The organism is Bacteroides neonati (genome assembly GCF_000499785.1).
Classification (GTDB): Bacteria; Bacteroidota; Bacteroidia; order Bacteroidales; family Bacteroidaceae; genus Bacteroides; species Bacteroides neonati.
Genome location: NZ_HG726025.1, coordinates 173,026 through 194,828, shown reverse-complemented (window position 1 = coordinate 194,828; position 21,803 = coordinate 173,026). Strand labels below are relative to the sequence as shown.

Below are 21,803 nucleotides of genomic sequence, written 5' to 3'. Positions count from 1 at the left end.
GAATTATGATTAGAGAAGTAAAATTTGAAAGTCAAGACCGTCGTATCAAAGGTATCATCGATACGTTGAACGCTAACGGCATCAAAGACATCGAAGAAGCAAATGCTATCTGCGAAGCAGTAGGCATCGATCCTTATAAAACATGTGAAGAAACTCAACCTATCTGTTTTGAGAACGCAAAGTGGGCTTACGTTGTAGGTGCTGCCATCGCTATCAAGAAAGGTTGTAAGAACGCTGCCGAAGCTGCCGAAGCTATCGGTTTGGGTTTGCAGGCATTCTGTATTCCGGGTTCGGTAGCCGACGACCGTAAGGTTGGTATCGGTCATGGTAACCTGGCTGCTATGTTGCTTCGCGAAGAGACTAAATGTTTCGCTTTCTTGGCTGGTCACGAATCATTCGCTGCTGCCGAAGGAGCTATCAAAATTGCTGCAAAAGCAGATAAAGTACGTAAAGAGCCTTTGCGTTGTATCTTGAACGGTCTTGGAAAAGACGCTGCTCAGATCATTTCACGTATCAATGGCTTTACTTATGTTCAGACTGAGTTCGATTACTATACTTCAGAATTGAAGGTAGTACGCGAAATTGCTTACTCTGACGGCGATCGTGCTAAAGTAAAATGCTATGGTGCCGATGATGTTCGCGAAGGTGTAGCAATCATGTGGAAAGAAGGTGTAGATGTATCGATCACCGGTAACTCTACTAACCCTACTCGTTTCCAGCACCCCGTTGCAGGTACTTATAAGAAAGAGCGCGGATTGGCTGGTAAGCCATATTTCTCTGTAGCATCAGGTGGTGGTACAGGTCGTACGCTTCACCCTGATAACATGGCTGCCGGTCCTGCTTCTTATGGTATGACAGACACTATGGGTCGTATGCACTCAGACGCTCAGTTCGCTGGTTCTTCATCTGTTCCTGCTCACGTAGAGATGATGGGATTCTTAGGAATTGGTAACAACCCAATGGTAGGTTGTACTGTAGCTGTAGCTGTGGATATTTCACAAGCTTTGGGCAAGTAATCTACGTAATTACTACATATAAAATCCCTGTAACTTTATCAGTTACAGGGATTTTTGTTTTCAGCAGATTCATTCACAGAACTACTGATGCTTCCCCCTCCTACCTTTCTAAATCAATCAAGAATATGGCAAATGATTGACTGAATTTACGGCAAGAGATTGGCTGTTTTAGTTGTAGATAGGCTGTACAAATAAGAGTTGATTTTAGGGTAAAAGTAGGCTAAAATAGTAATAGTTTGTGTGCAATTTGTGTGCAATTTAGCGTTTTTGAGAAACTGCACACAGAATCAACGACAACCACCTATATTACAGACAGATATACCATATTTAAAGAACTTCCAAATGTCTAATTTTAAATGATTAAACAATGGTAAGAAGTTCATTCGCTATTCTCTTTTTTATAAGAGACAGCAGAGTTAAAAGAGATGGGACTGCTTCAATAGAAGTCGTTCTAACAGTTAATGGTGAGAGATGTGCCTTTTCAACAGGAAAAAAAGTAAAAGCATCGAATTGGGATAAAGTAAAACAGCAAGTAAAAGGAAAAGATGACGAATCTAAATGTCTAAACAATTTCTTAACTGCCCTAAAAGCTAAATTATATCAGAAAGAGGCTGAATTGCTGGATAAGGGTTTTATCATCACTGCTGAATTATTGCGTGACGCCTATTTTGATAAAGTTGAAATCTTAAAGGAGAAATCTCTGCTGGAAGTCCTTGCAGACCACAACAAAGAACGTAAAGCGATGGTAGGCAAGAATCTTGCCCCTGCTACTTATTGGGTGTTTGAATATACTGCCAGATTATTAACAGAATATATCAAGCAGAAATATCAAAGAGAAGATTTATACCTGCGAGAGTTAAATATTGGTTTCATTCAAGGCTTTCATGCTTTCTTACTAAGTGAGAAGAAGATGGCACAGAACTCTGCTACCAAACATTTGAAGTTCTTAAAGCAGATAGTAAACATAGCAGTTGCCAACTCCTATATGACGTTCAATCCATTCCTACCTTATAAGATAGAACGTGAACCTGTGGAGATTGACTTCTTAGACGAAGAAGAACTAAGAAAGGTTATCAACTTCGACACTCCTATCCCACGCTTTGAAAAAGCTAAGGATATGTTTTTGTTTGGGTGCTTCACTGGTCTTAGTTACATTGACATCAAAACCCTAACAGCAGAACACTTTGAGAAAGATGGTGCAGGTAGAATCTGGATTAAGAAGCGTAGAGTTAAAACAGATGTTCTATCCAGAATACCCCTGCTTCCTATCGCCAAACTTATATTAGATAAGTACAAAGGCGGTGACAAGCTGCTACCAATCCAAGACCCAGCAGACGTTAATAAATATCTGAAAGACATAGCTATCCTCTGTGGAATCAACAAGCGAATCACGTTCCATACAAGTAGGCACACGTTTGCAAGTACGGTCACGCTCGCCAATAATATCTCACTGGAAGTAGTCTCCAAAATGTTAGGTCACACCAATACCAGAATGACTACCCACTATGCCAAGCTAATAGATAAGTGCATAGGTGAACAGATGGATAAGTTGATGGATACATTTACAGGAGAAGCAGATTATTAAAATAGCTCCATTTTTTTAAATTACCTCACTTGCAGTAATGCAGGTGAGGTTTATTTTTTTAACTTGCAAGCAAACTAAATAAAAACACTTATGTTTACGGAGAGCGAATTAAGGACATTGAAATATCTTAGTAATCCTATTGAGGAGGAAGAAATTTTTAATTTAAAATCTCTTAGCGAAAAAGATAGAGCAGAAATAAAAGAAGACTTACTTATTGCAGAAGAGAATGCAGATAAGACTTTCATAAGTAAATTAAGCGATAAATACGACACAGCAGAGAGTGAGTTGATATTAAGTAATTTGAAATACATTAAAAAATACTGCATTGAAAACCCAGTTCTTTTTGATGGAAACTTTCAAATACGAAATGCACCTTACAGTTGTTTTTTGAATCGTGATAGCACTCTTGAAGAATTGGGACTTACAGAAGATAAATTTTATAATTTTACTCTTTTACAGGAAGCCATAACAGCATTAGGATTAGAAGCACAACCCACATTTGAATTTATAGTGTTTCTCTATGACCTTATAAAAGAGGATTGCAAAGATATGGTTGTAACCTGCGGGGAAAAAATTTCTAATGTGCTATCAATAATATCAAAATGCTCTTCAGAAGAAAAGATTTCAATGACAATTAAAGTAGGAAGTAAAAGCATTGAATTTCATAATCAATTATTCATAAAATCGCTTTTAGGTGAGTACTGCCATGCCAATACTAAATCTCAATACCTTTTAGAGCGAGAGCAGAATAAAAAGCAACAAAGAATTATCCAATATTCACTGCTTAAAACTCTATTGGATAATATACCTTATCATATAGAAAAATCACCAGAGGTGAAATATACTCAAAACGAAAGGAATTTCTGTTTATGCGTTCTGCACTACTGCAAATTACTCAATGGTGACCCCCTAGTAGTCTGCACAAAAGAGAATAATGCCACATTCGACAAACTAATGAGAGATTTCAAAGATTTTAAAATTGGTTCTTTTTTAAACATAACCAACTAACAATCAGTAGCGTAAAAACCTCCATTCAAAAGTTACGCTAATTTCGCTGTCATATTTACCATACATTTGCAGCGTAATCAGAAACAAACGGTGCGCACCTTTAGACAGATTACCTGCAAATCCCCTTGCAGAAAAAGGGGTACAAGTAAATCACCCATCAAATATTATACATTATGGGAACAAACACTAAGACAGCAGGAAAGACTGCAACAGTGAACGGTAATGGAGTAACTAATGCTAATTCTAAAGGTGCTGCACGAACTATAAGCTTGAAGCAACAACTCGCTAAGGCAGAGAAGGATTTAAATAACATGATGAACAGGAAGCAAGATAAAACTGTTCTACACGCCCAAGAGCAGATTGTGAAAAAGTTAGAGCAAGCTATAGCAGAGAAGGATAGTAAAGAGGAAGCCCCTGCTCTCACCCTTAAAGACGAACCTATTACATTCCAATTATCTAATACAGGGGAGAAGGTCTCCAAAAAGATTGCCTTTGTAGAGAACAACAGAACAGTTAACACCAAGAAGGTGGACAAATTCATTGCCATTATTGATAATGGTAAATATGAAGAAGCGTATCCTATCATTGTGGTAGAAGCCAAAGAGCTGACAAAGGCAGGCTATACTGTAACAGATGTAAACGGTAGAGCACTAACAGAAGAAGAGGCAGAAGGCTACTTCGTTATCTTAGACGGTCAACACAAAAGCACAGCATTTGCCAAACTCAATTCCGTTCGTGGCAACATGGTTATCCCTAATGTTTTTATCAAGGATATTACTAATGTAGGGGAATATCTGGTAAATATTAATACTGTAGGAAATTGGAGCAAGGAAGATAGAGTAAGTGTAGCAGCCCTAACTTCTGATGAAGAACTCTTTAAGAGCATGGCAAATCTAATCAAGGAAGGATTTAACCCAACGACAGCAGGTCTGATTTATACCAGAAAGAGCATTTCTGAGAAAGTACTTGCCAAGGTTTTAAAAGGAGAAGAATACAAATTACCCAAAGATACCATAGTTGATATCAAGAGAGGTGACAACTTTATAACTTTATGTAAAGCCGCCAATATCAGCATGCCATATCTCACCAAACGCTATTTCATTAAAGGCTTTAACAGCTATGCAAAGGTACATGGCGAGGAGCAAGCATTCAAAGCATTGGATAACTTAAAAAGCTTAGACCTAAACGAGGAGAAGCTAAAACAGATAAAGGAAGATGACGATTTCCAAGTGATGCTTAATAGCACTCTAAATAGCTAACTTCAACCACAGAGAAAACCAATGTGACAGGTTGGTTTACTCTTTTTTAGATTCTTAGATATTCAGAACAGCATATAGTTCAATTCCCGCAATAGTGGTTCTATCATTAGGTCACCTCCCATAAAATGGCTACCTTTATAGTACCTCAAACAGATAAATCCACTACCCAGATTAGCAAACGACACACTATTCTAAACATTATTATGCAGGAATTTACTTATGAACAAATCAGAATTAAAGCTATCAAGCAAGGAGTAAAAGACAACAAAGTCCATATTGGATTATGGGCAAGCCTTAACAACTATCTAAAGACAAGAAGAAAGAGAAATGGGAAAGTTACCACTTATTATATCGCATTACAGAGATTGGCTTATTAATCAACTAATATTTAATCATATATGATAACTCACCTGCCAACAGGAAAAAGGTTCAATAATAGAAAAGATGCCAAGCTATATTTTGGTACGGCTCACTATTATAAAATGGAACGTGAGAAGAAAGATTTGCTATTCACTAACAATATTCAATCAGCTACTAATGAATATGAAGATAGACCAAAGACTATTACAAAGTACAAGTAGACAAGATTACGCTACCATTAATAAATCCATCGTGGACAAACTTAATCCACCTAACCTATACAGGTTCTTCTGCCTATCCTTATATAGAAATGACTATTATAAGGTCAGATGGAGAGTAAAGGATTTAGCCAAACGAACAGGAGAAAATGAAAGCGCACTAAAGAATTTCAATAAAGACATAGAAGCTGTGCTGGTTAGAAAAAAATACCCAGTACCAATCAATCACCCTATATATGAGTTTACAATGAGAAGTCTTTACTGCATCCCTCCAATAGAGCATCCAAATTTTATAACTATATCCCATATTTTCACAAAATTGGATTTAGAAATAAAGGTAAAAGGATACTATATTAAGCTCTTATTAATAGCTGAAGATAGTACAATTCTTCTTACCGCTAAAGAGTTGTCTGAGAAATTAAAAATGGGAAAGAAGGTCGTGGAGAGCTATAATATTGATTTATACAAGGCTGGACTATTGAAATATCTCTCTAAAGGGATAGAGCTCATCCCAAAGGAATTACTATTGAGCAACGACACAGCTAAACAGTGTAAGGTATGGAATCCAATAACCGCAAAAGATTTACCCAAGATAACTCTAAGCTACCAATAATAGGGAGGGGGATTTTTTATACCCTTTATTAATATATTAATAGATAGTACGAATAACCCCCACCTTACCGTAAATTGACTTTACAAACGCCTAAAGTTTAATATTTCAAAATGGATATAGTACTCTAAACCATAAGAGTGCTAGACGCCCTACCCTACTACTAATTAATCCCCCCATCCCTATTAAAAGTAAAATCAGAAATTAAGAGAACATGGGGGTACACCCCCAATCGCCCAATTTTAGAACCAACTTTTACCGCTCATAAATACATTCTGAATGATTGAATAATGGCAAACACATATACTTGCTGAATGTAAAAATAGCATGCTAAATAACACGTACAGTTATATAGCGAAATGTAGTGTAAACCAATTAACAGTTATATTTATGAATACCACTTATCAAGTTAGCGAAGTCAAGCTAACGTACAAACCAAAGGTAAAAGCGTCTGAACGAATGGGCATATACAGTTCAAACGATACCTACCAATTACTAAAAGAAAAATTCTATGATGCTGATACCATCGAATATAGAGAATCTTTTAAAATCGTTTTGCTCAATAGAGCTAACAAGGTTTTGGGAGTAACACAAGTTTCAGAGGGAGGATTGAATAGTACACCTGTGGATATACGAATCATTATGCAAGCTGCCATACTTGACAATGCTTCTGCAATCATCCTATCACATAACCACCCTTCTGGAAATTTGAGACCAAGCAGCGATGATAAAAGCATAACAGCACAAATCAATCAAGCGGCTAAAATTATGCAACTTCAAATTCTTGACCATATCATTCTTACAAGTGAAGGCTATTACAGCTTTGCAGATGAAGGACTGATTTAGAAACAATCACTAATATGAGAAGTGAACGAACTTTTGATTATCAACAGCTTAGCTTTTAGACTGAAACTGAAAATCTGAAGAACGTTCACTTCTGTCGTTTAACAACTAAAACTGAACATTATGTCACTCAAATATTCAAGCACAACAGCAGATTTTCTGCAATGGGAAGAGATGTCAAATCTCGTTAGGAAATTGGCGAAAGACGGAGATTACAATATGAGTTTATTAATTGCCATTGGCTCATTCTGGGGACTGAGAATTTCAGATATACTATCTCTTAGATGGAATCAAATTCTCAAAGAAGAAGAGTTTACCGTAACGGAGCATAAGACAGGAAAGGCACGCACCATCAGAATTAACCCTGCATTGCAAAAGCATATACAGGATTGCTACGAGCATATAAAACCAATTGGAATCAATGCGCCAATCTTAGTAAGTCAGAAAGGAACGACCTTTTCAATACAACGAATCAATGTTAAGCTGAAAGAAATTAAAACCAAGTACAAAGTAAAGGTCAAGAACTTTAGTTGCCATTCGCTTAGAAAGACTTTTGGCAGACAGGTTTATAATCAAAATGCAGATAGCGCAGAACTCGCTCTGGTCAAACTGATGGAATTATTCAATCATAGTTCCATATCAATAACTAAACGATATCTGGGATTAAGACAGGAAGAAATTCTGCAAGCCTATGAGTGTTTGAGCTTCTAATTCTATTTTAAACGAATATTGGGGGCATCCCCAATATTCGTCATTATTATTTTATAATCAGCTATTTAATAGATACAAATCGAGATAAATGAACTCCTTTTGCAACTTCTGTGCCATATGATTTAGGCATATTAGCAGCATTTACAATATCTTTTATACTATACTTTTTTATTTCATTTGCATATTCAATTCCAAACAAATGAATCATAGCTACTTTTTCTCCTTTAGGAGCCTTTTCATACATCCATTTTAATTTATGCCCTAATTCATTTAACATCATATCGTCAAGATTTAAAATTATTTGATTTGCACAAATATAATAACTTTCCCCAAATAAAGGAGTGAATTCTGTCTATAATCTTTCTAAAACGACACTATCTGATAACATAAGCTAGCTGATTTAAGACAGAAGAAGATTGTACAAGCTCATGGCTATTAGAACTTCTAATCATAGGCAAAATAAATCTAAAGTAAAGTTATCTTTACGTACAACAATCTGGCTTTATTCTACTCTAAAATTCAGAAGAAAAAAACAACCATCTAATCCTTATCCTAATGACACATCTATCTATAAATCAGATTAATAATCACCGAATATCTTAAAACCGATATCGAAGAAATCCCTTTGCAAATCACCAACAGTATGCTGACATAAAGATGATAATTCAATGTAGGTGTAAATTTGTAGATTTTTACTCTTATAGGGGCGGAGCTGATTTTTCCACCTACCTAAATTTATTAACAAAAACAGCCTTTGTAGCACGCTTACCATATATTAGACAATATAGTTCTTGCTATATAAACGTTTTTAATTAACTTTGCAACAATTCCAGAGACTTAATGCGTTAAGAGCTGGAAGGATTTAATTAGTTAACGAAGAGCGTTTTAAATATTATTCTTGTTCAGAAAATCGCCAATTGAATGAACAACTCAAGAATAATAAGCAAGAACGCTCACGTCAATGTTTATATATCTATCTTCAAAAGAGGGTGGTCTATATATCCTTTGGCGTGAGTTCTATTGTCTTATTATTTGAGTTGTGGGTATTTGGCGATACCTCTGAGCAGATAATATTCAATAGTTCCCACGCCTTCTTTATGTTTAATCGTCAACTATGGGAACAGTTGGCAGTAATACTGAACAGAAAGACATAGAGACCAGACTACAAAAAATTCAATCAAAAGAAGTGTGCAACTCCCGTTGTGTTCCTCACACTTATATACTACAATTATTAATGCTAACCATAGGAACATGGGAAGCGAAAACACTCAATTAACATGAAGTTATTTATAGCTATTTTAATTGCATTAGCAGTTTATTTTGGATTAGGTTGGGTAATTAAAGATATTACCTTTTCTATTATGGACATTAATGATAACACAACATTAGAAGAAATTGGTTATATGGATTTGACCATTTATTCGTGCCTTGCAGGAGCATATATTATATTAGTTCTATGCTTTTTAGATGAATACGTAGATAGCTGGGCTAAACTTGCATTTCTTCCTCTTGCTGCATTTCTCATTAGCAGATACCTAATCCCCCCTTCGATGGGCAGCGCAATTCTATTCAATTTATTAAATATTAGCGGAATGATTCTTGTAACTTTTTTTATTACACTAAAACTAACAGATGAATAAAGTTTAGTACGCGACTGCTTATATAGGTAAAATTAGCTTAACAATAATACAATTCAATAAAAAAATATGCCAATTGCATTACAAATTATATTAGCTATCATCGGTTGCATCATAGTAATGGGATTACTAATGAAACTCTCAGGTAGCAACAACCCAATGGGGTGCCTTATTTCATTCATTATTATTGCTATAATAGGAATTGCAGTCATATTTAGGGGAGGATGCTCTTCCAACCATGAAAGAGAACCCAAATATGATAGGGAAAAACGTTACTAATTATAGACTAGACATTACAACAAGTGATAATATGACTACATCTTAAAATTAATTCAGAAGATTATGGTACATTTTAAATTTTTCCTTGCTATCGTACTCTGTGCAATAGTAAGCATTTCCCATGCAGGGAATCCTAATAAAAACTATACTGTAAAGTACATTGAGGATAAATCAGGAGATTGTTATCCTATGAACATTAACATAAAAGTAACACCTACTAAGATATATGCAGAAAACACATCTTCTGGCAGTAAATATTGGGATTGCCAATACTTAGGTAAAATTGAGAAAACAGATAAAGGAGTGACATTTTACTATCACAAATATTATTTAACCAATAAACAGGTTTACTTCATCATAAGTGATGACAAGATTATGAAATACAGGGGAACATTCTACCATATTATACTCTTTGATGGTGAAATTCAATATGCTTTATAATAATTATAAACGAATGAGAAAATTACTCTATACATTATCAATCATGTTTGGCTTATTATCATGCCAAACAAGTAAATCTAAGGTAGAACAAGAATCTACCTTAGACAGTACTTTACAAATCAATGCAAGCTCTATACTTAAAGAAAAGCTATTAGAAGTTGGTGGTCAATCTGGGCAGGTCATTATTATGGAGACTAAAACAGGAGAAATAAAAGCATTGGTTGGACTTGAAAGGAAAGACAGTACCAACTATCAACCAAATAACAATTTTGGCAAAGCGGATGCAACAACACTGTTTTCTACTATGGCAATAATGATGGCACTGGAAACTGGAAAAGTAAATCTATTGGACACTATCGATGTAGGCAATGGAATTTACATTACCGATTCTTCTGATTCTATCAAAGATGGCAATTGGCAGCGTGGTGGATATGGTGCTATAACGGTAGAAGAAGGAATAATGGTAAACTCACAAGTTTCTACTATCTTATCTACAGAGAAGGCGTTTGGAAAAGGAAAAGAATTCTCCTATGAAATATTTAATGCACTCTTGGATAAGATATCTGTTTGTAAGCCAGACTCTATTGAAGGAATAGAAATTAAACAATCGTGCAAGTCGAATAGGAGCGATAAAAATTGCATGACCAACAGTTATCAATACCAGCTAACAAATAGTCACGAGGCATCACCTATTCATACTTTGACTTTCTACAATGCTATTGCCAATGATGGAAAAATGATTAAGCCACTCCTTCACAAAAACTCTGTAGAAATAATCAATCCACAGATTGCAAGTAAGGAAACAATAAATAGCATACAGCAAGCTCTATACAGAACCGTTGAAGAAGGTCTGGCTAAACCTGCTAAATCTCAACATTGTAAAGCAGCAGGGCAAACAGGAAGTACAAACTTACACAGACAAAATTCAAAAGCTAATTATGCGGCAGAATTCTGTGGCTACTTCCCTGCTGACGCACCTAAATATACAGTGATTGTAGTTATTCATAAGAATGAATTACCCGTTAGTGGCGGACTAATGGCTGGTGATGTGTTTAGAAAGATAGTAGTTAGCATGATTTAAAGGTAGTTATGAGCAACTCAACATTAACAATTAAAAATGAAAGATTATGAGAACATTTAAAGATTTTACAGTCCTAATGATGGCTGTTTTGTGTGTGGGTTTATCATCTTGCAACAAGGATGATAATAATAACCTTACTGATAATACCCTTGACTTAAATTTGCTTTATGGTACTTGGGTTGGAGAATATAAAGGATATGGCAGTGGTTCATATGAAAAAGATATTAAGCAAGTCTTTACATTCAACTCTAACAAAACATGGAGTGGCACAAAGTACGAATATAATATAATTCGCGAAAATGAGAATGGTACTTTTATTTACTACAAAGACGCAAAAGCTATAAAGTTAAATATTGAAAACATAAATGGATTCACTCCGACTTATTACATCTTAGAGCTAGAAGGAGATTACTTAACACTAGATTTAGGTGATGTTGGAGCGTGCACATTCAAACGACAAAAATAAAATGAAGGCAGTAAGCTAAACATTTACTTGCCTTCACTACATAGAAGCACAGGTAAGATAGTGGGTCTACATTTTTACAAAAACAATAGTTCTATAGACCCTTTACTGAAAATGTTGAAACAACAACCTGCATCATTAAAAAATACAAAGAAGCAGCAGGAACACTTGAATCAACAAAAAACGATAAGAGAGGACAAATAAAAAAATAGCGGTCGTAAATAGATTCTTTTGTGACTTATTCACGACTACTTATTCATATTTCAGAAATAATAATCTGGTTCGTTCTTTTAAATATTGGAATATACATCTGTAATACAAACAATTACAACAAAGTCTATTAATTTACAGGGATGTAGTGTCGCTGCTTCTTATGGTATGACAGACACTATGGGTCGTATGCATTCAGACGCTCAGTTCGCTGGTTCTTCATCTGTTCCTGCTCACGTAGAGATGATGGGATTCTTGGGAATTGGTAACAACCCAATGGTAGGTTGTACTGTAGCTGTAGCTGTGGATATTTCACAAGCTTTGGGCAAGTAATCTACGTAATTACGACATATAAAATCCCTGTAACTTTATCAGTTACAGGGATTTTTGTTTTCAGTAAGTTCATTCACAGAACTACTGATGCTTCCTTAGCCATCGTTCATGCCATTTACTTTTAATGTCAATGCGTCACCCGTTGAAAGCGATGCTTGATCTTGCCCTCCATCGTCAGTCGTGTGCTGTCAATCTTATGAATATTAACCGGTGTAACGGCATCTTTGTACTTCGCTTTACCAATCTTAAACTTCACTTTATCGGGTGTTCCCGATATATTGATACCCGCCTTAAAAGGCAATGGCGATTTTAAGATCGAAACGTGATAATCGAAACTCATATCAAGCCCTTGCTTTCCACCTACAGCAGCTTTGTAACGGTCTATTTCGATCAGAAATGGATAGATATTCACTTTGCCGTCGTCTACGGTGATGTTGACCGAAATACTGTCGACCAGGTTCTCCTTCTTATTCTTAAACATGAGCATCTTCGACATTTCGGCAAACGTTTCACCATCCATCAATACCAAGCTGTCTCCTTTGAGGTGGATAGCCGAGCGAAGCGTAGGAATGAGCACATTGAGCGTAGAGTCTAACCGTGTTTCGGCGGCAATATCGAAGTTGACCGTTCCTTTAAACGAGCGCAGCATCGGCACTATCGAGTCGAGTGCAGGAATAAATTCGACCAGGTTGCCTATATTGATACCCTTGATACGGAAATCGAAACCGGTATAAGCTCGCTTTAGGCTGCTTGCCTTGTACACGGCTACGGTTTTCATCTGTGCGCCCAAGGCAATCATGCTCAGGTCTTTGAGATAGATATACTGGTCTTTGATATCGACGGCACCGTGCACTTGCTCGAAGAGCATCTTGTCAAACGTTACCTTACGAATGTTGGTTTGCAGTTCGAAATTGATGTTTTGGGGAACTACAAACAGTTTCATATCCGAAGAGGAAGAAGAAACGGTATCTATAGGTGTCGACAGAGAATCGACGGGCAGCGCGATAGAGTTGACAAGCTGCGTGCAATCGATCAGGTTCGATTCAATATCGAGCTTGGCACGCAAGGTTTCATTCTTCATCATAGCGCCTGCGAGGTTGTAGATGGAGCCACGTGCAGTAAGGTCTGAACGACCGATTTGCACCTGAGCACCATTGAGCGAAATGGTTTTATTGCCCAGTGTTACGCGTGTATCTTTTACAATGACGGGCAGGGTGAATTCGGGTGTTTTAAAGTAGAGCTTATCGAAGCCGATGTCTCCGGTGGTATTCCATACCGAGTCGCGCAGCTTTTCGGCATGAACATCAAAGTCGCCCCTATTCATCCCCATTTGGGTTTGACGAATGCGGGCATAAAGCGAATCGGTACGGAATTTCAATCCAACCAATGGCTTGGCAGGATTTAGCTTGCCGGGTTGCAGACTTACCGTGGCGGTGGTCTTTCCGCTATAAAGCACAAGCGAATCGCCCATACCGGCTTTGAGTTTGTTAAGATTCAGCGAGCACTGCATGGATACCACCCGGGTAGTATCTTGAGGATTGGTCGAGGTTACCTTGGCCGAGAGACGCTCGATGGTCGAAGAAAGCACCCGACTCTTCAGCATCAATCGACGTATCTCTGCCTCGGCTTGGAGAGTCTTGTCGCCACTGAACGTAAACGAAGCACTGCTCTCGAAATCGAAGCTTTTCTGTTCGTCACGAATAACAAAATCATTTAACTGTAGCTTGCCTAGCATACGTATGCGACCAATGTCCTGATTGCGCAACGAAGAGAGCTTGCAATTCAGTGTGAGGTCGGCATCGAGCTTACCCTTGATCGACACACCTTCTTGCAGCGGGAAAGTTTGAGCCAGTGCATTGAGATCGACCAAAGAGCGGGTATGGAACGAGATACGCGGATCGCTTAGCAGATCATCAACCCGCCCATCGGCCAACACATCGGTATGCGCACCCTTGAAGTGGAATATTTTGAGATTCAGGTACGAGGGAGTGTTGCGCATCAAGTCTACACAAGCCTCAAAGTTGGCTGTGAGCTTGTCTATACCATAAGGTAGATCGGCATATTTTGCCGAGGCATCCTTAACCTGAATGGCCAATTTGGCTACCGGAAACTGTTGTTTTCCGTACACACCCTTAAGTGTGCCCTCTACCATCACCTCACCCTTGGCACTTACCTTAGCCTTCTTAACAATCGATTGGGGAATCATGCCCAAGACCGTCTCCATCGAGGGTGCATGAAGTCCGTATCGAACATCCATATCGAGTGTTTGGGCGAGTGTATCGCGCACTACCGTTCCTTCGGCATCAAACTTAATGCCATTCACACTTAGTTCTGTATCGTGAAAGGTCCATTTACGTTGCACGTGGTCAACCGCTATATCGGTTTTGATCGATGTGGCTACGTGGTTAACCAACAATTCTCCCTGCTGCCAGAAGAGGATATTCTTATTATCGAACACCAGTTTAAGCGACGAGCGCTCCTTGTTTAACGAGACTTTCAGTTTCAGGTGAATACTATCCATGCGGGCATATACACGGGTATCGCGATCGTCGAAGGTCAGATTGGCACGTATCAGCTCTATATTGCGGATGTCGATGGCGCTATTGAACGAAGCCGTATCTGCCGGAGCTACTTGAGCGGTATCGGCCGAGGCCTTTACGATGTCCCAGTTACTTCTCCCCTCTTTGCTCTTATAAGCATAAACCGAAGCATCTTTGAGCTGCATATTATGAATGAGAATCTTATTGTCGGTAAGATAGGCCAACGGACTAACAGTAATAACACACTCTCCAAACGATAGCAGAGAGTCTTGACGTGAAAAAGCAGAATCCGTGAGCACCTTCGACACCAAAGTACCCTCTTCGACTCTCAGTCCGAACTGCGGGAAGGTAGAGAAGAACGTGAGCTCTACGCTCTTTATGCGTAGATCGGCATTGAGCGACTCATTGGCAGCACGCAACACAACGGGCGTAAGCTTGGCAGGAGTAAAAACAAAATTAATAACAACGGCAATAGCCGCCAGTGCCAGAGATGCTACAGAGGCTAATACAACGAGCGCAATAGTAAGTCTTTTTTTTATCTTAGAAGTCATAAAATTTATCCGGGTTGAAAACAATGGGCGAAAGTATAAAAAAAAATGCTGTCAGGGGACGTGTGATAACTAAATTTCAATAAAAAAAGTGAATACGCGAATGAACCGTCGACAATTGATCTGCAACAACGTATCTACCCCTAAAGCAACTGAACAAAAGCCATTTAGCGGTTGTTTAATCTCTTGATTTTTCAGTAAACATCAGTCTGAAAACAAATTAGTAAACAGAGTATTAATAACTTAAACCAAACTCCCATGAAAAGTATCAAGAATTTCAAACATCTGTTTCCTGCTCTTCTCGTTTTGGTTATTCTGGTTACATCGTGCCACAGTATCGAGGTGCTATCGTCTTGGAGCTTAGAGTCCCCACCCGAAGGTGTGCTGAAGAAAGTAATGGTATTGGGCATCATGCCCAATCGTGGTGAGCGCGAAAATATTGAACTAAGTATGGTCAACGAGCTCGGAAAAGCAGGCGTCAACGCAGCCACTGCCACTAGTCTTTTCGGCCCTAAAGGCTTCAAAGGGTTGTCCGAAGAGCAGATCGGCAAGAAGCTGATAGGCTCCGACTTCACCTCGGTAATGATCGTTTCGCTGATCGACAAGGAGAAAGAGAAGGACTACATACCGGGGTCGAGCTATACATCGCCCCGCATTGTAGGCTATAGTCGCTATTACAGACGGTATATCGTATCTTACGACAGGATGTACACGCCGGGATACTATCGCACCAATACGAACTATGTGCTCGAAGCCGATCTGTATACCACCAACGATGAAGACGCATTGGTATATTCGGCTCAAACCAAAAGTTACGATCCACACGATAGCAAAACGCTGGCCGATACTTTTGCCAAATCTATCGTCAACGAACTAAGGGTAAAAGGCCTTTTGAAGTGAATTTAGTTCACGTTATTGTTTACATATTTCATTCTTCATTACAGTTATACATCTCTTGCGGTAAATGAGTACGTACTTTATGGTGCAATGATTAGTATATTAATGGAGCATAAAGTACGTACTCTTAACAGCCAAGAGTACGTGCTCTTTAAAACAACTGATTATCAACAACATAAAAAGTGATTATACCGTATTTAGCCTCAATACTCCTTACTTTACACGTAAAGAATATTTAATACTATGCCCTTATGCGAGCTTTATCCGCTCCCGAAGCAGCTTCAGTACATTTCAATGCCTAGAGAAGTGTTACATTCCATCCTTGCGTGATTTTTTTTTAGATAGATAGGTTATAGGTGGCGAAAAGCTCTCTTTTTTTTCTAATTTTGCCTACACATAGAAAATCACAAAATCAATAACCTTTAAAGATGGACAATAAAATCAGTTATTACGCAAACGGAAATATGAAGGAGGAGCATGGTTATGCCCCCAATGGTTGTTTAAGTTTCTCCAATTATTTTAGAGAAGATGGCAATCTTGAGTATAGTGTAGATTTTGATGAGTGCGGAAGAGTTCTGGAGAAATATATCTACGATTCTGATAACAATCTAATGATACAGGAATATAACGATTATGATGAAAATATATGCAATCGAGAGGTGTTCAGCTATCTACCAGATGAGTCTTTCATCGTAAAGGTTTATAAAATAGAGTTACAGAATATCGATGAGCCATTACCAGATAAGCCCATAGAAATAAAATACTATAACTCATACGGACAATTTCAGAGCAGTACGCTTTGTGCCAATTGATTTATCAGGTTATTTAGCACTTATTCCTTATACTTTACCTCAATCGTCCAATCTGTCATATCAAAAGTCTATGCAGATTGGTTCGCCCCACCCTGCATGTACCGTAAGACTTAAAAAATCTTACAGTTTTTTTTAATTTAATTTTCAAGATTAATGATTAATTACTATTGACCTCAAATGAAAAAAAATTGTCTTTTGAGATATAAATAATTGTATTAAATTAGATAAAATTTATATCTTTGCAAAATACTTTTTGTTTAGAATCTGTTTAAAAAATAATACTGACATTATGAAAAAGTATATCCCATTTGTTAATGTATCAGATAATGGAATTCATATAGAAAGAACCTCTATTGAATGTCCGTACTGTCATAAAATTCATATCCCAGAGATGTATAGTGCTATTCGATATAAGAATGGTAATGAATGTTTTATTCTCTGCGAATGCACGGATAAAGATTGTGGATTCGCATTTACCCGGGTTTACAATATCCGAAAGGAGGAGTTTATGGATATTATTCAAGCTAAATTAAAATCAAGGGGATTTAATGATGAAGTCGAAAAACTGAGCCCATCTTTTGTACAGATATATAACGAAGCATATTCGGCAGAACAGATGAAACTATCGCAAATTACAGGGGTTGGCTACAGAAAGGCTCTTGAATTTCTAATCAAAGACTATCTGATTTCATTACACCCTGACAAGGAAGACTGTATAAAAGCTAAATTCTTAGGTAACTGCATCAAGGAGAATATAAGTGATGCTAAAATCAAAAGTGTTGCACAACGAGCGATTTGGCTTGGTAATGACGAAACTCACTATGTGCGAAAGTGGGAAGATAAAGATGTCTCGCACCTTAAAGCTCTCATAGATTTATGTCTTCACTGGATTGAAGCTGAAATTTCAACAAGAAAACTACTCGAAGATATGCCAGAAGGCAAAAACAGATAGGTACATACCTGAATTTAAAACAATAAAATTATGAATTGGGAGACAAAAAGAAATCTATATATGAATATACATCATATTATAGAACAATCTATATCTGGCCTAAAAAGTAAACAGGAGCCTGATTATATAGCTGCGTTGGTGACTCATTTGCCAGTACCACTTTCCTCTGTTCTTAATAAAGCATTACCAAACTTAAAATTCAAGGTAGGAGGCTGTTTTATACATCAAAAACCATTGACAACGTTTTGCGATCCAAAACTAAGTACAAAAAGTCCAGAAATTGGAGATTTGCTAATAATTTACAAAGAGATTCGAAGCAGTGGGGATGTATATAATGCACTCTTATTACAAGCAAAAAAGGCCACCAACATTTATAAAGCAGTGGTCTCTAAAACGGACTATCATCAATTATTGCTGTATACAAAATGGCCAAAATTTGAGTATGCGAGAGCAGGTGCACTCAATGGCCGGATTAGGAGTATTCAACCCAAGAGTATTACTCCTGGAGCTCAGTATTTATTGATTGATGACAGTGGTAGAAGTTTTCCCTCTCCATGTGGTATTACTACATTTTGGTGTGCTATGCCAGATAATATTTTGGTTGCTAACAATTCTCTTGCACTCCAAATTATCAAACTGTTGGAATTTCAAACAGGCAGACCCTTTGATAAAAAAAACAACTCAAGATATCTTGATCATTGGTCGAAAATGATCTGGGATTTATTGAATTTGTCGTCAGTATCATGTTTTAATAGGCGTAAAGCAGGTTATAACAATGTTAGTAGGCAAGCTGGTGACGCTATTAGCTTAATAATTAATCGAAATAATGACAAATGTACAGAATACCAACTCCCTGACGAAGGAGGTATTTCTATCATTTGTATTGAAGGTGTTGTAAATGAGAGAGTAGATGAACTAAATGAAATAGAATAATATGGCTTTAATTGAAAAATCAGAAATTAGGAATGTTGCAGGCATCAATCAAGCACAGAGAGATGCAATTTATCATTTTCTACAAGGTGCGGTTTACTGTTGGTGTAAAAATCGTCCCAAGGAATGGTTTGCTATGCGAGACCTCATGGGAGGCGATAATTATTACTGGGAAGGAACACCTCTTTTAACGTTATATCAAAAGCATAAAGATGTTCTGGGAAAAGAATGGGAAGATGCTGTGACAGGTGCAGCTAAAGATTCAGGATGGCTTCTTAAACGTGTCATTGAAGATGATAAAAGAAATTTCAAAACTAAAAAAGAAGGATTGGTAAGAATGTATAAATGGGATGGAGATTCTTCATATTGATCAATTATTATGAGTAACGACTTAATAGATATAGGTTTTATGGCAGCTAAAGTAGCTGCATTAAACGATGAACGAGCAAGAATTGCAGTTAGTGGTGTATCATTGATTTATAATGCTGCACAATTTGCAAAATATCAGAATATGGTCGTTGAATATTCTCAAATTCTAAGCACAATAACTTTTAGGGCAAGAATATACGGATATACGACAACTCAGGAACTGAACATTGCCAAAGAATGTAATGATGGAATACAATTTTGTCAACAACAAATGGCTAGACACGGTATAATCGGCGCAACGGATGTCGCTTCATTATTGTTTGAAGCCATTAGTGCACTGACCAGAAAGTAGAATGATGGAAGAAGCCTTTCAAATATTCACATACCTACCTCTTCGTTACAAAAGCGAAGAGAAGGCTGAGTATGTTCAATATTTATGGAAAGCATTTGAAAACAACTACCAAAATGAGCAGTATCAATTCGCTTTTATGAGTTATCATATGCTTTTTATGTCATTCGTGTATTTTACTATATGGAAGATAAAGAGCATTCACCCCGATGATTTTGAAAAAATATCTTTGGGTTTTGATGATTGCATACAATGCTCCGAATCGCCGTTTGGCTACTCAAAAGAACAAGAGAGTAAAATAATGCAGATATTTAAGTTTTGGGGATTGAACGAGAGAGTAGGAGAATACAAGAAACTTATTAGAGAACGAAATAATGTCGCACATTCTAATGGAAACATCTATTACAAGGAACAGCAATCAATTGACAATAAAATCTCTGACATTATACGATTTTGCAACGAAATACAAGAAAAAACCAAGCCGACAATCGAACAATCTTACAAAGAGTTTCTATCCGATAACCACTCCGTAGAAGATAGCCCATATTCAACGCTCGAAGAGTTGTTGTCCGATGAGTTTATAAATAGACACTACATTTCCGAAAGAGACATACAACTATGCTGCAACTGTAACATATCCAGTCTTGTATCTTCAAATAATTACGAGTCAATATGCAACACACATAGCGACATTTTCGAACTATATAAAGAGGAATAATATGGCTATTAATAAGATTTCTGTTATACTCATTAAAGCGAATACTGCTATTGAGGATATTATCAAAGATGGGTGCACTTCTGAGCAACTTGGAGCTGGCACCTTTTATTATAAACCATCATTTCAAAGACCACCAAAGTGGGTTAATAGTTTTTTTAATAATACTCTACAAAATGAAGCTCGTTTACGAACCTCATCCGTTCAGGGTGCCTTGTTGGTTAATCGAGACTATGAAGGAATAACGAGGTGTTTCGTAATTTGTTTCGGCTATGGTAGAAATATCATTAACCCAAATGCAATAGAGGAGAGATTTGGATTGATAACCACATTAAACTCAGTTGATGCAGAAAATCTAAGAAGCATTGACATTAATAGTCTTGAAGCTATACCGAAAACAAATAGGATTCAGTCTAGCAAGTTGTCAGGAATACCAAACTTCAATATTGATATAGAAAAAGATTTACTAAAAGCAGTTACCGGAAAATGCACAATTGAGCCTCTTGGCAAAAACATCTCTGGAGCTGATCCATTGTGTATTTCAACACATGTAGATATTGACTCAATAGGTGATGTTCTTGATATTGCTTATAGACAGTACAAGAGAGAAACATATAAAGAGCATTTTGATTGGATAGATCATATTGCTGTAATAAAATCTTCGGAAATTATTAATCAATTAGATGCCATTCTGTTAGAGAAACTAAATGCACTCGAATTAGATAAAATATGGATGGCTGTACCTGATGTGGTCGACTGGGATGTGATTCATGAATTAAAACTGAATAGCAGAGGAAGTGCTTGTGATGATATTGATATTCAGTCGGTATTGACGGACGTATATGGAAATACTATAAACAACATAGGACAATTAAAAAGCAAATATGTCAAAGCATATAATGCAGATGGTTCAGAAATTAGCAAATGGACTTATCATAAGTGTCTGTATGCGGAAATCGAATTAGCAAATGAGCAATATATCATCAATAATGGTAAATGGTATCGTATCAATACTGATTTTGTCCAAATGATCAACGACTTCTATGCCAGTGCTACAATAAGCGATATTCAACTTCCTAATTACTCTCATTCAAATGAAGGCGAGTATAATGAGGCTGCGGTCAACACCTCGGAAATGTTTTTGTGCATGGATAAAAAACTTATTTCTACAGGAGTTTCCCAAAATAATATAGAGTTTTGTGATATATATACATCTGAAAAACAAATGATTCACATAAAACGATATGGAGGGTCATCTGTTTTAAGCCATTTATTTAATCAAGGTCTAGTTTCTGCAAACTTGTTTATTACAAAACAGTTTAGAGTAAAATTAAACCAAAAATTAGAAGAAAGGTGGATAGTTCCAACTGATGCAAAAATTAAAGTCGATGAATATGAGGTTATTTTCGGTATTATTAACAAAATTAATGAAGAACGTCCTTCAATTCCATTTTTTAGCAAAATAACCTTTAAGAATATCGCCTCAACATTAAGTAACTACGGATATAAAGTATCACTAAAAAGAATTCTAGATGTAACACAGAATGTGTGATAATAGCCATACAGTAATCCTTCTGCAAGGATTACCACTTAATCCCCAAAAAATCAAAGCCGAGCCCAGTTTAAAATTAAAAAGA

The 21,803-nt window shown here is 37.0% G+C and carries 22 protein-coding genes and 1 pseudogene; 21 read left to right on the top strand and 2 right to left on the bottom strand.

Annotated elements, in window-relative coordinates; translation table 11 throughout:
- The first annotated feature begins 5 nt into the window (after positions 1–5).
- The 8 genes from TY03_RS17050 (at position 6) to TY03_RS22710 (ending at position 7,610) form a co-directional block, all read left to right on the top strand.
- Complete coding sequence (locus TY03_RS17050; protein ID WP_042372140.1) at positions 6–1,016, top strand: GGGtGRT protein; 1,011 nt, start codon at positions 6–8, stop codon at positions 1,014–1,016.
- A 367-nt stretch (positions 1,017–1,383) separates the two neighbouring features.
- Positions 1,384–2,601, top strand: a complete 1,218-nt coding sequence (locus TY03_RS17045; protein WP_042372139.1) for a site-specific integrase — start codon at positions 1,384–1,386, stop codon at positions 2,599–2,601.
- A 90-nt stretch (positions 2,602–2,691) separates the two neighbouring features.
- Positions 2,692–3,609, top strand: a complete 918-nt coding sequence (locus tag TY03_RS17040; protein ID WP_042372138.1) for a hypothetical protein — start codon at positions 2,692–2,694, stop codon at positions 3,607–3,609.
- A gap of 173 nt (positions 3,610–3,782) precedes the next feature.
- Positions 3,783–4,868 carry a hypothetical protein gene (locus TY03_RS17035; protein WP_042372136.1) on the top strand — a complete coding sequence of 362 codons (1,086 nt, stop codon included), beginning with the start codon at positions 3,783–3,785 and terminating at the stop codon, positions 4,866–4,868.
- A 398-nt stretch (positions 4,869–5,266) separates the two neighbouring features.
- Entirely contained in the window at positions 5,267–5,449 is a 183-nt protein-coding gene (locus TY03_RS22945; protein WP_074434202.1) for a hypothetical protein, read from the top strand.
- Positions 5,412–6,059, top strand: coding sequence for a hypothetical protein (locus tag TY03_RS17030; RefSeq protein WP_042372298.1), 648 nt, complete (start codon positions 5,412–5,414; stop codon positions 6,057–6,059). The genes TY03_RS22945 and TY03_RS17030 overlap by 38 nt, the downstream gene beginning before the upstream one ends.
- 387 nt (positions 6,060–6,446) lie before the next feature.
- Positions 6,447–6,902 carry a JAB domain-containing protein gene (locus TY03_RS22715; RefSeq protein ID WP_042372296.1) on the top strand — a complete coding sequence of 152 codons (456 nt, stop codon included), beginning with the start codon at positions 6,447–6,449 and terminating at the stop codon, positions 6,900–6,902.
- A gap of 120 nt (positions 6,903–7,022) precedes the next feature.
- Positions 7,023–7,610 carry a tyrosine-type recombinase/integrase gene (locus TY03_RS22710; RefSeq protein WP_042372133.1) on the top strand — a complete coding sequence of 196 codons (588 nt, stop codon included), beginning with the start codon at positions 7,023–7,025 and terminating at the stop codon, positions 7,608–7,610.
- Positions 7,611–7,671: 61 nt separating this feature from the next.
- Here TY03_RS22710 and TY03_RS17015 read toward each other — a convergent pair whose 3' ends face one another.
- On the bottom strand, positions 7,672–7,890 hold the full coding sequence (locus TY03_RS17015; protein ID WP_042372131.1) for an HTH-like domain-containing protein: 219 nt from the start codon (positions 7,888–7,890) through the stop codon (positions 7,672–7,674).
- 997 nt (positions 7,891–8,887) lie between these two features.
- On the opposite strand from TY03_RS17015, the gene TY03_RS17005 reads away from it, so the two are divergent.
- The 5 genes and pseudogenes from TY03_RS17005 to TY03_RS22050 form a co-directional block, all read left to right on the top strand.
- Entirely contained in the window at positions 8,888–9,250 is a 363-nt protein-coding gene (locus TY03_RS17005; RefSeq protein ID WP_042372127.1) for a hypothetical protein, read from the top strand.
- A gap of 339 nt (positions 9,251–9,589) precedes the next feature.
- Positions 9,590–9,967, top strand: a complete 378-nt coding sequence (locus TY03_RS17000; RefSeq protein WP_042372126.1) for a hypothetical protein — start codon at positions 9,590–9,592, stop codon at positions 9,965–9,967.
- 13 nt (positions 9,968–9,980) lie between these two features.
- Positions 9,981–11,048, top strand: coding sequence for a penicillin-binding transpeptidase domain-containing protein (locus TY03_RS16995; protein WP_042372294.1), 1,068 nt, complete (start codon positions 9,981–9,983; stop codon positions 11,046–11,048).
- 46 nt (positions 11,049–11,094) lie between these two features.
- The gene (locus TY03_RS16990; protein ID WP_148335699.1) at positions 11,095–11,514 is read left to right on the top strand and encodes a hypothetical protein; all 420 of its coding nucleotides are present in this window, start codon (positions 11,095–11,097) and stop codon (positions 11,512–11,514) included.
- A gap of 363 nt (positions 11,515–11,877) precedes the next feature.
- Positions 11,878–12,054 (top strand): annotated as a pseudogene (locus TY03_RS22050) (GGGtGRT protein); the annotation flags it as partial.
- Between the two features lie 127 nt (positions 12,055–12,181).
- Here the strand turns inward: TY03_RS22050 and TY03_RS16985 are convergent.
- A complete protein-coding gene (locus TY03_RS16985; protein ID WP_042372122.1) occupies positions 12,182–15,145 on the bottom strand; it encodes an AsmA-like C-terminal region-containing protein in 2,964 nt (987 codons plus the stop codon).
- Positions 15,146–15,400: 255 nt separating this feature from the next.
- On the opposite strand from TY03_RS16985, the gene TY03_RS16980 reads away from it, so the two are divergent.
- The 8 genes from TY03_RS16980 to TY03_RS16945 all read left to right on the top strand — a co-directional run bounded on the left by TY03_RS16980 (position 15,401) and on the right by TY03_RS16945 (position 21,718).
- Entirely contained in the window at positions 15,401–16,042 is a 642-nt protein-coding gene (locus TY03_RS16980; RefSeq protein WP_042372120.1) for a hypothetical protein, read from the top strand.
- A 425-nt stretch (positions 16,043–16,467) separates the two neighbouring features.
- Positions 16,468–16,851 (top strand): hypothetical protein, encoded by a 384-nt coding sequence (locus TY03_RS16975; RefSeq protein ID WP_042372118.1) that lies wholly within the window; start codon positions 16,468–16,470, stop codon positions 16,849–16,851.
- Positions 16,852–17,140: 289 nt separating this feature from the next.
- Complete coding sequence (locus tag TY03_RS16970) at positions 17,141–17,803, top strand: DUF4145 domain-containing protein (RefSeq protein WP_052332536.1); 663 nt, start codon at positions 17,141–17,143, stop codon at positions 17,801–17,803.
- 30 nt (positions 17,804–17,833) lie between these two features.
- Positions 17,834–18,736, top strand: coding sequence for a hypothetical protein (locus TY03_RS16965; RefSeq protein ID WP_042372116.1), 903 nt, complete (start codon positions 17,834–17,836; stop codon positions 18,734–18,736).
- Between the two features lies 1 nt (position 18,737).
- Positions 18,738–19,103, top strand: a complete 366-nt coding sequence (locus tag TY03_RS16960; protein WP_042372115.1) for a hypothetical protein — start codon at positions 18,738–18,740, stop codon at positions 19,101–19,103.
- Between the two features lie 9 nt (positions 19,104–19,112).
- Positions 19,113–19,454 carry a hypothetical protein gene (locus tag TY03_RS16955; RefSeq protein WP_042372113.1) on the top strand — a complete coding sequence of 114 codons (342 nt, stop codon included), beginning with the start codon at positions 19,113–19,115 and terminating at the stop codon, positions 19,452–19,454.
- Position 19,455: 1 nt separating this feature from the next.
- Positions 19,456–20,169, top strand: coding sequence for a hypothetical protein (locus TY03_RS16950; protein ID WP_042372111.1), 714 nt, complete (start codon positions 19,456–19,458; stop codon positions 20,167–20,169).
- Position 20,170: 1 nt separating this feature from the next.
- A complete protein-coding gene (locus tag TY03_RS16945) occupies positions 20,171–21,718 on the top strand; it encodes a DUF6119 family protein (protein WP_042372109.1) in 1,548 nt (515 codons plus the stop codon).
- The last annotated feature ends 85 nt before the right edge of the window (positions 21,719–21,803 follow it).